The 11746-nt window shown below is 73.9% G+C and carries 11 protein-coding genes; 4 read left to right on the forward strand and 7 right to left on the reverse strand.

The genetic code is table 11. The annotated features are described in order from the left end of the window. Positions 1 to 74: 74 nt before the first annotated feature. The 3 genes from ACIBPB_RS19500 to ppdK all read right to left on the reverse strand — a co-directional run bounded on the left by ACIBPB_RS19500 (position 75) and on the right by ppdK (position 4391). The gene (locus tag ACIBPB_RS19500) at positions 75 to 1085 is read right to left on the reverse strand and encodes a zinc-dependent alcohol dehydrogenase (RefSeq protein ID WP_396840951.1); all 1011 of its coding nucleotides are present in this window, start codon (positions 1083 to 1085) and stop codon (positions 75 to 77) included. Between the two features lie 181 nt (positions 1086 to 1266). Further along, positions 1267 to 1719 (reverse strand): hypothetical protein, encoded by a 453-nt coding sequence (locus ACIBPB_RS19505; protein ID WP_396840952.1) that lies wholly within the window; start codon positions 1717 to 1719, stop codon positions 1267 to 1269. Between the two features lie 11 nt (positions 1720 to 1730). After that, positions 1731 to 4391 carry a pyruvate, phosphate dikinase gene (gene ppdK / locus ACIBPB_RS19510; protein ID WP_396840953.1) on the reverse strand — a complete coding sequence of 887 codons (2661 nt, stop codon included), beginning with the start codon at positions 4389 to 4391 and terminating at the stop codon, positions 1731 to 1733. A 144-nt stretch (positions 4392 to 4535) separates the two neighbouring features. On the opposite strand from ppdK, the gene ACIBPB_RS19515 reads away from it, so the two are divergent. The 3 genes from ACIBPB_RS19515 (at position 4536) to ACIBPB_RS19525 (ending at position 7236) form a co-directional block, all read left to right on the forward strand. Continuing rightward, a complete protein-coding gene (locus tag ACIBPB_RS19515; RefSeq protein WP_396840954.1) occupies positions 4536 to 5039 on the forward strand; it encodes a GNAT family N-acetyltransferase in 504 nt (167 codons plus the stop codon). 10 nt (positions 5040 to 5049) lie between these two features. Further along, complete coding sequence (locus ACIBPB_RS19520; RefSeq protein WP_396840955.1) at positions 5050 to 5670, forward strand: hypothetical protein; 621 nt, start codon at positions 5050 to 5052, stop codon at positions 5668 to 5670. A gap of 231 nt (positions 5671 to 5901) precedes the next feature. After that, positions 5902 to 7236 carry a hemolysin family protein gene (locus tag ACIBPB_RS19525; RefSeq protein WP_396840956.1) on the forward strand — a complete coding sequence of 445 codons (1335 nt, stop codon included), beginning with the start codon at positions 5902 to 5904 and terminating at the stop codon, positions 7234 to 7236. A 59-nt stretch (positions 7237 to 7295) separates the two neighbouring features. Here the strand turns inward: ACIBPB_RS19525 and ACIBPB_RS19530 are convergent, their stop codons facing one another. From ACIBPB_RS19530 to ACIBPB_RS19545, 4 genes are all read right to left on the reverse strand, one after another. Beyond that, the gene (locus ACIBPB_RS19530; protein ID WP_396840957.1) at positions 7296 to 7616 is read right to left on the reverse strand and encodes a PRC-barrel domain containing protein; all 321 of its coding nucleotides are present in this window, start codon (positions 7614 to 7616) and stop codon (positions 7296 to 7298) included. Then, entirely contained in the window at positions 7603 to 7983 is a 381-nt protein-coding gene (locus ACIBPB_RS19535; RefSeq protein WP_396840958.1) for a hypothetical protein, read from the reverse strand. The genes ACIBPB_RS19530 and ACIBPB_RS19535 overlap by 14 nt, the downstream gene beginning before the upstream one ends. Next, complete coding sequence (locus tag ACIBPB_RS19540) at positions 7980 to 9206, reverse strand: NRAMP family divalent metal transporter (RefSeq protein WP_396840959.1); 1227 nt, start codon at positions 9204 to 9206, stop codon at positions 7980 to 7982. The genes ACIBPB_RS19535 and ACIBPB_RS19540 overlap by 4 nt, the downstream gene beginning before the upstream one ends. Positions 9207 to 9296: 90 nt before the next feature. After that, positions 9297 to 9680: a PaaI family thioesterase gene (locus tag ACIBPB_RS19545; protein ID WP_396840979.1), complete on the reverse strand. Its 384-nt coding sequence runs from the start codon at positions 9678 to 9680 to the stop codon at positions 9297 to 9299. A gap of 100 nt (positions 9681 to 9780) precedes the next feature. On the opposite strand from ACIBPB_RS19545, the gene tyrS reads away from it, so the two are divergent. Further along, positions 9781 to 11070 carry a tyrosine--tRNA ligase gene (tyrS, locus tag ACIBPB_RS19550; RefSeq protein ID WP_396840960.1) on the forward strand — a complete coding sequence of 430 codons (1290 nt, stop codon included), beginning with the start codon at positions 9781 to 9783 and terminating at the stop codon, positions 11068 to 11070. Positions 11071 to 11746 lie beyond the last annotated feature (676 nt).

Genomic DNA, 11746 nt, shown 5'->3' on the forward strand with positions numbered 1-11746 from the left:
TCGTCCTTCCAGCGTCGGGCAGGTGGGTACGGGACCGGGCCGGGCCGTCCGGTGGTGGCGGCCCGGCCCGGTGGTCAGGGCTGCAGCACGAGCCGCGCGGCGACCCGGCCGGCCAGGATGTCCTCGACCGCCTCGTTGATCTCGTCGAGCTTGCGGACCTCGTAGACCACCCGGGTCCGGCCCGCGGCGTGCAGGGCGAACACCTCGGCCAGGTCGGCCCGGGTGCCGACGATCGAGCCGACCACCGTGATGCCCTTGAGCACCGTCTCGAAGACCGGCAGGGTGATGGCGTTCTCCCGGGGCAGCGAGACCAGCACCAGTCGGCCGCCCCGGCGCAACGACCGGTGGGCCTGCTCGATCACCCGCGGGCTGGCGGCCAGCACGATCGCCACGTCGACCCCGCCGAGGGCGGTGATCGCGGCGACCGGGTCCTGCCCGGCGGCGTCGACGGTGTGCCGGGCGCCCAGTTCGGTGGCCAGCGCCAGCTTGTCGGTGGTGACGTCGACGGCGACGGTCTCGCCGCCGAAGAGCTGGGCGTACTGCAGGGCCAGGTGGCCGAGGCCGCCGATGCCGAAGATCGCCACCCGGTCGCCGGGCCGCACGCCGGCGACCTTGACCGCCTTGTACGTGGTGACGCCCGCGCAGGTCAGCGGGGCGGCCTCGAACGGGTTGATCCCGTCGGGCACCCGGACCGCGTAGCGGGCCGCGGCGACGGCGTACTCGGCGTGCGCGCCGTCGACGCTGTAGCCGGTGTTGAGCTGGGCCTCGCAGAGCGTCTCCCACCCGCCGACGCAGTACCGGCAGGTGCCGCAGGCCGAGCCGAGCCACGGCAGGGCGACCCGGTCGCCGACCACGTGTTCGGTGACGCCGGGGCCGCGCCGTTCGACCACGCCGACGCCCTCGTGTCCGGGCACGAACGGCGGGGCGGGCTTGACCGGCCAGTCGCCCCGGGCGGCGTGGATGTCGGTGTGGCAGAGCCCGCTGGCTTCGATCCGGACCAGGATCTGCCCGGGACCGGGCTCGGGCACGGCCCGGTCGAGGATCTGCATCGGACGGTCGAACGCGGTGACGACACTGGCACGCATCGGGGGCCTCCCGGAACTGGTTCTCTCGCCTACACCACCAGCCTGGTCCGCGCGGCCCCGGCCGGGCAGAGGCGCAGGACCGCCCCGGCCCGGGACGAAGGTCCCGCCCCGGTCGATCCGGCCGGTCAACAGTGGACAGTCGCCCCCCGAACCGGGGAGCGACTGCCCACGGCGCCGCCGGTCAACGGTCGACGACCAACCGGCGGGCCCGCAGCAGCCGGGCCCACCAGGGCCGCCGGTCCGGCCGCAGCGCCGGCACCCGGGCGCCGCGCAGGCTGACCCAGCCGCCGGGCCCCATGCTGACCGCGCCGATGGCCGGCGGCCGGCGGCGGGCCAGCACCGCCACGGCGGTGGTGAGGGCGGCGACCGCGAACGCCCCGGCGGCGGCCGCGACGAGCTGGTCCGGGTCGACCACCGGCCGGTACCGGACCCGCCCCCGGGACAGCACGAACGCGCCGACCGGCCGGCCCGCCTGGGTCACCGGCACCAGCGCCGTGGCGGACGGGCCGGGCAGCTCCAGCACCGGGCCGACCGGCCCGGCGGCCGGCGCCGCGGGCGCCGGGGCGGGCGCCGGGGCGGGCCGGGGGAGCGGGGGCGCCTGGGCCAGCCCGGTGGGGTTGAAGATGGCGGTCATCGTGCTGCCTCCTATCGGGAGTCGGACGTGCCGGTGTCGGCGTCGACGGCCGCCCGGCCGGCGGCCAGCCGGGCGATCGGCACCCGGTACGGCGAGCAGGACACGTAGTCCAGCCCCGCCTGGGCGAAGAACGCCACCGAGTCGGGGTCGCCGCCGTGCTCCCCGCACACCCCGACGGTCAGGTCGGGTCGGGCCGCCCGGCCCTCGGCGACGGCCAGCCGGATCAGCCGCCCGACGCCGGCGGTGTCGAGGCGCTCGAACGGCGACGCCGGGAAGATCCCCTGCTCCAGGTACGCCCCGAAGAACGAGCCCTCCACGTCGTCGCGGGAGAACGCCCAGGTGGTCTGGGTCAGGTCGTTGGTGCCGAAGGAGAAGAACCGCGCCTCGGCGGCGATCTCCCCGGCGGTCAGCGCGGCCCGGGGCACCTCGATCATGGTGCCGATCGGGATCTCCGGCACCCCGTCGATACCGGCCAGCACCGACTGCGCCTCGGCCCGGACCGCGGCGAGTTCCCGCACGTCCCCGACGAGCGGCACCATGATCTCCGGGCGTGGGTCGCCGCCGGCCCGGACCCGCTCGGCGGCCGCCTCGGCCACCGCCCGCACCTGCATGGCGAACAGCCCCGGCACGACCAGGCCGAGCCGGACCCCGCGCAGCCCCAGCATCGGGTTGGTCTCGTGCATCCGGCGCACCGCGGCCAGCAGCGTCGCGTCCCGGCCCGGGTCGGCGCCGCGCGCCTCGGCGCGGGCCACCCGGTCGGTCAGCTCGACCAGCGGGGGCAGGAACTCGTGCAGCGGTGGGTCGAGCAGCCGGATGGTCACCGGCAGCCCGTCCATGGCGGCGAGGAGGCCCACGAAGTCGGTCCGCTGCAACGGCAGCAGCGCGGCGAGGGCCGCCTCGCGTTCGGCCGGCCCGTCGGCCAGGATCAGCCGCTCCACCAGCTCGCGGCGCTCGCCGAGGAACATGTGCTCGGTACGGCACAGGCCGATGCCGGCGGCGCCGAGGTCGCGGGCCCGGCGGGCGTCGGCCGGGGTGTCCGCGTTGGCCCGTACCCCCAGCTTGCGGACCGCGTCCGCGTGCCCGAGCAGCCGGTGCACGGCGGCGACCAGCGGGTCGGCCTGCGGGCTCAGCTCGCCGGCCAGGTAACGGGCGACGGGGGAGGCCTGCACCGGCACCTCGCCGAGCCAGATCCGGCCGCTGGTGCCGTCGATGGAGATCACGTCGCCGGCGTGCACCACCCGGTCGCCGACGGCCAGCTCGCCGCGCTGCGGGTCGATCCGCACCGCCTCGGCCCCGCACACGCAGGTTCGGCCCATGCCGCGGGCCACCACGGCGGCGTGCGAGGTCTTCCCGCCGCGCGAGGTGAGCACCCCGGCCGCGGCGATCATGCCGGGCAGGTCGTCCGGGTTGGTCTCCCGGCGGACCAGGATCACCGGCTCGCCGGCGGCCACGGCGGCGGCCGAGTCGAACACCACCCGGCCGACCGCGGCGCCGGGCGAGGCGCCCACCCCGACGGCGAGCGGCTCGGGCGCGCCGGTGAGGTCGAACGCGGGGAACATCAGCTGGGCGAGCTGCGCCCCGGTGACCCGGGTCAGCGCCTCGTCCGCCGTGATCACACCCTCGTCGACCAGCTGCGCGGCGATCACGAACGCGGCCGCGGCGGTCCGCTTGCCGACCCGGGTCTGCAACATCCACAGCCGGCCGCGCTCGATGGTGAACTCGATGTCGCACAGGTCCCGGTAGTGCCGCTCCAGCGTCGCCATGATCTCCCGCAGCCGGCGGAAGCTGACCGGGTCGATCCGGGCCAGCTCCGGCAGTGGGATGGTGTTGCGGATGCCGGCCACCACGTCCTCGCCCTGCGCGTCGGTCAGGTAGTCGCCGTACACCCCGGGCGCGCCGGTGGCCGGGTCGCGGGTGAACGCGACCCCGGTGCCCGAGTCCGGGCCGAGGTTGCCGAAGACCATCGCCATCACGTTGACCGCCGTGCCCAGGTCGTCCGGGATGTGCTCCTGGCGCCGGTAGATCCGGGCGCGCTCGGCGTGCCATGACTCGAACACCGCGCGGATGGCCAGGAAGAGCTGCTCGTGCGGGGCCTGCGGGAAGTCGTGCCCGGTGTGCCGGGCGAAGATCTTCTTGTACGTGTCGACCAGGTCGCGCAACTGCCCGGCGTCCGGCCCGCCGGGTCCGGCGGTGGCCCGCACCGCCTCCAGCTCGAGCTCGAACTCCTCGGCCGGGATGCCGTGCACGGTGCGACCGAACATCTGGATCAACCGCCGGTACGAGTCCCAGGCGAACCGTTCGTCGCCGCTGTGGGCGGCGAGCCCGCCGACGGTGGTGTCGTTGAGCCCGATGTCGAGGATCGTCTCCATCATCCCCGGCATCGAGTACCGGCCGCCGGAGCGGACCGCCAGCAGCAGCGGCTCGTGCGGGTCGCCGAGTCGCCGGTCCAGCCGGGCCTCGACCTCGCGCAGGTGGGCGTGCACCTCGCGGAAGAGCCCGTCCGGCGGGGAGCCGGTGGCCAGGAACGCCCGGCAGGCGTCGGTGCTGATGGTGAATCCGGGCGGGACGGGCAGCCCCAGCCGGGTCATCTCGGCCAGGTTCGCGCCCTTGCCGCCCAGCAGGTCGGCCCGGCTCCGGTCACCCTCGATGAAGTCGTAGACATACTTCGGCATGGTCCGGCCTCCAGTCGGCGCCTCGCGGGACCCGGTGTCCCATTCCTTCGTACCGATGCGCTGGGCCGCCGCGGCAGGGCCGGACGGGACGGCGGCCGGGCCAGAGGTCCCGAAAGCGTCGGTGGGCCGACGTACCCTCCGGCGATGAGCAACGAGGTGCGACTCCGCCCGGTCCACGACGACGACCTGTCCGCGTTCTTCGCCCACGAGCAGGACCCGCAGGCCAGCTGGATGGCCGCGTTCGTCGCGAAGGACCCCGCCGACCGGGCCGCCTTCGACGCCCACTGGGCCCGCATCCGGGCCGACGAGCGCATCGTCAACCGGACGGTGACGGTGGACGGCGAGGTGGTCGGGCGCGTCGCCGCCTTCCCGGTGGGCGACCGCACCGAGGTCAGCTACTGGATCGACTCGGCCCGGTGGGGCCGCGGCCACGCCACCGCGGCGCTCGCCGCGCTGCTGCGTGAGCTGCCGCAGCGGCCGGTGTACGCCCGGGCCGCGAAGGACAACGCCGCCTCCCTCGCCGTGCTGCGCAAGTGCGGCTTCGTCGTGGTCGGCGAGGACTCCGGGTACGCCGCGGCCCGCCACGCCGAGATCGAGGAGTACCTGCTGGAGCTGCCCGCCGGGGCGGCTGACCAGCGCGGCGACTAGTCTCCCCCGGGTGAACTGGCTGGAACTCGTCGGCTGGGCCGGCTCCGCGCTGCTGGTCTGGTCGCTGCTGCAGACCCGCATCCTGCGGCTGCGCGCGCTCAACCTGCTCGGCTGCCTCATCCTGATCGGCTACAACGCGGCGGTGCACGTGTGGCCCATGGTCGGGCTGAACGTGGTGCTCGCCGTGATCAACGTCTGGTACCTGCGGACGATGCTCGCCACCCGGCACGACGAGCAGACCTACCAGGTGGTCGAGGTGGGCACCGACGACGCGTTCCTGGCCCACACCCTGCGGGTGCACGCCGCCGACATCGCCCGGTTCAACCCCGACTTCCGCTGGGAGCCGGCCGCCGGCCGGTCGGCCTTCCTGGTGGTCCGCGCCGACGAGGTGGTCGGCGTGGTGGTGTCGCACGCCGAGGGCGGTGGGGTCGCCCAGATCGACCTGGACTACGTCACCCCGCCGTTCCGCGACCTGACCCCGGGCGAGTTCGTCTACCGGCGCAGCCGGCTGTTCACCGACCGCGGCTTCCGCCGGGTGGTCAGCCCGCCCGGGATGGTCGCCCCCTACTACCACCGGCTCGGCTTCCGCCGCGAGGGCGACGCGTACGTCCTCGACCTGCCCGCCCGGTAGGCACCCCGGGCGCGCCGCCCGGTAGGGAGACGCCCTCGCGGGCCGCCCGGTCCGGGGCGGCGGCCCCGGGCGCCGCGCCGGACCGGGCAGCGGCAGCTCCTCGACACCGGCGCCGGGCAGGGTTCGGCCTGCCGCCGACGGGGCACAGAGGGGCCGACGCCGCCCGGTCCCCGGGTGGCGGCGGGGCGGCCACGACGGCCGGCCCGGGTCCGTCGAGGGAGAGAACCGGGCGTGCAGAGCTACTGGAGCCAACTGGCCCTGGTCGGATTTCTGGTGATCGTGAACGCGGCCTTCGCCGGCAGCGAGATGGCCCTGGTCTCGCTCCGCGACAGCCAGCTCCAGCGGCTGGAACGCAGCGGCCGGGCCGGCCGTACCCTGGCCCGGCTCGCCAAGGACCCGAACCGCTTCCTCGCCACCATCCAGATCGGCATCACCCTGGCCGGCTTCCTGGCCTCCGCCGCCGCGGCGGTCTCCCTGGCCAAGCCCCTGGTCCCGCTGCTCGGTAGGTTCGGCGACGCCGCCGAGACGGTCGCCGTCGTCGCGGTCACCCTGGTGCTGACCTTCGTCACCCTGGTCTTCGGCGAGCTGGCCCCGAAACGCATCGCCATGCAGTCCGCCGAGCGGTGGGCCCTGCTCGTGGCCCGCCCGCTCGACCTGCTGGCCAGTCTCACCCGGCCGGCCGTCTGGGCCCTCGGCGCTACCAGCGACCTGGTGGTCCGCCTGGTCGGGCTCAACCCGACGCACCAGCCGGACGAGATCGGCCCGGACGAGCTGCGCGAGATCGTGGCCGGCAACCACGGTTTCACCAAGGAACAGCGCACCATCATCGCCGGCGCCGTGGAGATCGCCGACCGGCAGCTGCGCGCGGTGCTCGTACCCCGCCTGCAGGTCTTCACCCTGGACAGCGGGACGACCGCGGAGGCCGCCCGCCTGGTCCTCGGCGCCACCGGCCACTCCCGGGCGCCGGTGGTCCGGCACGGCGGCCTGGACGACGCGGTCGGCGTGATCCACCTGCGCGACCTGGTCGGCGTCCCGGACGACCGACTGGTCGACGAGATCGCCCGCCCGCCGATGCTGCTGCCCGACTCGCTGCCGGTGGTCGACGCGCTGCGCCAGTTCAAGGCGGAACGCCAGCACATCGCCCTGGTGGTGGACGAGCGCGGCGCGGTCGACGGCATCGTCACCCTGGAGGACATCCTCGAGGAGATCGTCGGGGAGATCTACGACGAGACCGACCGGGATCTCGGCTCGGTCCGCACCGCGGACGACGGCACCCTCGTGCTGCCCGGCACCTTCCCCGTGCACGACCTCACCGAACTCGGCGTCGAGCTGCCCAACCGGCCGGCCGGCGACTACACCACCATCGCCGGGCTGGTGCTCAGCTGCCTCGGGCACATCCCGACGGTGGCGGGGGAGCGGGTCACCGTCGACGGCTGGGAACTGGCCGTCGGCGGGGTGGAACACCACGCGATCACCGAGGTGCGGGTGCGCCGCGGCGCCGACCAGCCTCACCCCGACGAGGCCGGGGAGAGCGCGCCGCCGGTCCTCGACGAGGCCCGCGGCTGACCTACCCGGCCGGGTGCGCGTCCCGCCCGTCCGGGCCGTCGGGTCCGGCCGGGAACGGCTCAGCCGTCCCGCCCGGCCGGCGGGCCGAACGGAAAGCCGGGCACCGGCGGTCGGAGCTGCACCGTGTCGGCCGGCACCTGCCGGGTGCTGCGGCCCAGCACCCGGGCCACGGCGCGCAGCAGCCACGGCCCGGACGGGTGCAGCTCCGGCCCGATGAGCCGTCCGCTGACCCGGGTCCACCAGTGCCCGGCCACGATCACGTCGGTGATCCGCAGCCGCTGTGGCGGCCACCCGCCCCGGACCACCACGTCGACCACCCGACCGAGCCGCCGGCCCCGCAGGTCGTACGCGGTCCGGCCGAGCAGCTCACCCGCTCGCACGGGCCGACCCCGGGATCCGGTCGACGAGATGCTGCCGCAGCCACGACTCGACCGGCGAGGGTGGCAGGTCGGCGACCCGGCAGCGCAACCGGACCGCGCTGCCCACCCGGTCGATCAGCGTGAGCGGGATCCGCCGGGGCGGCGCCGGCGGCTGGTCGGTGAACCGGTCGGCCACCGCGACCAGGATCCGCCCGATCCGGCCGCCGACCCGCCGCCCGAGCGCCGCGTGGCCGCTGAGCAGGCAGTCCACGTACGGGACGCCCTCGGCGTCGACCGCGAAGCCGAGGTCGTCGACCCGGCCGACCAGCCGGCCGTCGACGTCCACGATCTGCCGGTCGAGCAGTTGCTTGGCCAGCTGAACCCTCACTGTCCCATCCTCGTGATGATCGCCAACGGGATCGCCGCCACCGACGCGGCGACGATGAGCAGCAGGAAGAGCGCCCCGAGCAGGTTGGTCCACCACCCGTTGACCCGGTCGCCCAGGTAGCCACGGTCGTTGGCCACCACCAGGATCGGCAGGTAGGTCAGCGGCAGCACCACCGCGCTGAGCACCAGCATGTACTCGGTGAGCCGGACCGGGTCGACCGTGGTCATCAGCATGATCACCCCGAGCAGCACGCTGACCAGGAGCACGCTGTGGAAGCGGGCCGCCTCCCGCGGGCTGACCCGCTTGCCCCACTGCCAGCCGAAGTACTGCGCCGCCGCGTACGCCGCGGACAGCCCGGTCTCCAGCGCGGCGCCGAAGGTCACCGCGAAGAACGCCAGCACCGCCACCGCCAGCCCGGCGCCGCCGAACGCGGTCACCACCGGCCGGGCCACCTGGTCCAGGCTGTCCAGCGACGACCCCGACGGGTGGTACGCCACCGCGGCGACCGCGATCAGGGACAGCGCCAGGAACCCGCCGACCGGGAAGCCGATGAGCACGTTGGAGCGGGCGTGCGCCAGGTCCGCCGCGCTCCACCGCTCCTCCACCCCGCCCGAGGAGAAGAAGAACACCTCGTACGGGCTGACCGTGGAGGCGAAGAGCGCCACCGCCACGAACCAGTACACCGACCAGCCCTGCCCGGCGGAGCTGATCTGGACCGCCTGGTGCCCGAGCCGCGCCCAGTCGGTCGGCAGCGCGAACAGCGCGACGGCGAAGACCAGCAGCGCCAACCCGGCCAGCCCGAACACCCGCTCCATCAGCTCGAAGCGCATCCGCCAGAGCACCAGCCAGACCGCCACCCCGGCCAGCGGCACCCAGAGCAGGTAGCTCCACCCGCTGGCCAGTTGCAGCGCGAGCGCCACCCCACCCAGTTCGGCCGCCAGGGTGATCACCGTGACCAGCCAGGACGCCACCAGATTGAGCAGCGCCACCCGCGGCCCGAGCCGTTCCCGGACCAGGTCGAAGACCGCCCGGCCGCTCACCGCCGCGATCCGGCCGGCCATTTCCGCGTACGCGCAGATGCCCAGCACCCCGACCAGCAGCACCCAGGCGTGGGCCAGGCCGAAGCGCGCGCCGGCCTGGCTCGCCGCCACCAGGTCACCGATGTCCACGAAGCCGCCGATGGCGGAGAGGACACCGAGCGTGGCGGCGAAGAGCTTCCTCACGTCGGGCCGGCGGCGGGCGGTCTCATCGCCGCGACGATAACCGCGTCAGAGCGGTCTTTTGGGGCGAATCGAGCAGGCCGCCGTACCCGGTCAGGCGCCGGTGAGGTTCTGCAGCCGTACCTGCCCGCGCGACACCAGCCGGCCGCCCTCGTCGGTGATCTCCACGAGCCAGAGCTGCTGGCTGCGACCCCGGTGGATCGGCGTGCCCACCGCGGTCAGCTCCCCGTCGCGGACCGCGCGCAGGAAGTCGGTCTGGTTGGCGACCCCCACCACCTTGCCCTGGTCGCCCAGCCACAGGGCGCCACCGATGCTGGCCGCCGTCTCCACCACCGCGCAGTAGACCCCGCCGTGCTGGATCCCGTACGGCTGGTGCAGCTCCGGCCGGACCTGCCAGCGGATCACCACCCGGTCCCCACTGACCTCGTCGAACTTCAGCCCGAGCAGGGCCACGAAGCCCCCGGTCACGTCCGGCATCTCCACCACGGCTGCTCCTCCACTCCGGTGGACCGCCAGCCTAGTCCCGCCCGGTCGGGCAAACCCGCTACGGTCCGGCGCCGGGCATGGGGGAGAATTGGTGACCGTGACCGAGAGCAACCTCCCGCACGGGCGGGACTCCCTGACCGAAGACCTGCGGTGGCGGGGCCTGATCCAGGACTCGACCGGCCTCGACGAGCTGCGCGAGCTGCTCGACGGCGGGAGCGCCACCTTCTATGTGGGCTTCGATCCGACCGCCCCGAGCCTGCACGTCGGCCATCTCATGCAGGTCGCCACGGCCCGCCGGCTGCAGCTCGCCGGACACCGCCCGCTGCTGCTGGTGGGCGGGGCGACCGGCCAGATCGGCGACCCGAAGGAGAGCGCCGAGCGCACCCTCAACCCGCCCGAGGTGGTCGCCGGCTGGGTGCAGCGGATCCGGGAGCAGCTCTCCCCGTTCGTCTCCTACACCGGCGCGAACGCCGCCCAACTGGTCAACAACCTGGACTGGACCGGCGCGATGTCGGTGGTGGAGTTCCTCCGGGACGTCGGCAAGCACTTCCCGGTGAACAAGATGCTGGCCCGCGAGGTGGTCAAGGCCCGGCTGGACACCGGCATCAGCTTCACCGAGTTCAGCTACCAGCTGTTGCAGGCCAACGACTTCTTCGAGCTGCACCGCCGGCACGGCTGCCAGCTCCAGTACGGCGGCTCCGACCAGTGGGGCAACATCACCGCCGGCGTGGACTACGTGCGCCGCCGGGGGGCCGGGCCGGTGCAGGCGTTCGTGACGCCGCTGGTGACCAAGGCCGACGGCACCAAGTTCGGCAAGACCGAGGGCGGCGCCGTCTGGCTCGACCCGGAGATGACCAGCCCGTACGCCTTCTACCAGTTCTGGGTCAACGCCGACGACCGGGACGTCACCCGCTACCTGCGCTACTTCAGCTTCCGCTCGCGCGAGGAGCTGGAGGAGTTGGAGAAGGCGACGGCGGAGCGGCCGCAGGCGAGGCTGGCCCAGCGGGCGCTCGCCGAGGAGCTGACCGCCCTGGTGCACGGCGAGCGGGAGATGGCCCAGGCGGTGGCCGCGAGCCAGGCGCTGTTCGGCCGGGGCTCGCTCGACGAGCTGACCCCGGAGACGCTGCGCGCGGCGCTGACCGAGGCCGGCCTGGTGCACGTCACCGAGCTGCCGGACGTGGCCGGCCTGCTCAAGGAGTCCGGGCTGGTGCCGAGCATGAAGGAGGCCCGCCGGGTGATCGCCGAGGGCGGCGCGTACGTCAACAACACGCGTATCGCGGCGGTGGACGCCACTGTGTCGGAAGCGGACCTGCTGCACGGGCGTTACCTGGTGCTGCGCCGCGGCAAGCGCAGTTTCGCGGGCGTCGAGCTGCGCGGATAGTCATCGGTCGACGGTGTGACGCGGGACGCGCCCAGCGGATTTGACGATCAATCCGCTGGGCGCGTAACTTTCTCTCTGCCAGCGCGGAACGGACGAAACAGGCGAAAGCCGAAAAGGCCGGAGCGCGGGAAATGCCATCGGGTTCCACCGGGTCGTCTACCGGCGTGAGCCTGGACCGGGCGGTGTGACCACGGGTCGCGCAGCCGGCCGGGTGGCAACGAATGACCGCCGGGTGCGGATGGCTGACGGCCATCGGGACCTGGACCGGGCGGGGCCCCGGATTCGCCGCAGGGCGGATTTGGCGAGGCGGAACCGACCGGGTAAGGTGGTCGACCGGCAGGGACACGGACGAGTGAGCGGGAAAACCGCGGCGGCCGTCCTGCTGAAATCTCCGGAACAGCCGACGGAAGTCGGATGAATCGGGGTGCCCGGAAAAGGGGCGGAAGCACGGCAAACCGCGAAACACCGGTTTGACACGGCGGAAACCACCGGGTAACGTAGTAAAAGTGCCCGGCGCGAGAGCGGATGGGTGCGGTTGAATGGCTTGCCCCGGATGGGGGCTCCACGGTGTGGGGTTTTCCGATGGTGTGTGGTTGTTCTTTGAGAACTCAACAGGGTGCTTGTAAAGCCAGTGCCAATTGTTTTATACCCCGGACTGGTCAGTTTTTGCTGGCTG

Source organism: Micromonospora sp. NPDC049836, from assembly GCF_044465125.1.
GTDB lineage: Bacteria > Actinomycetota > Actinomycetes > Mycobacteriales > Micromonosporaceae > Micromonospora.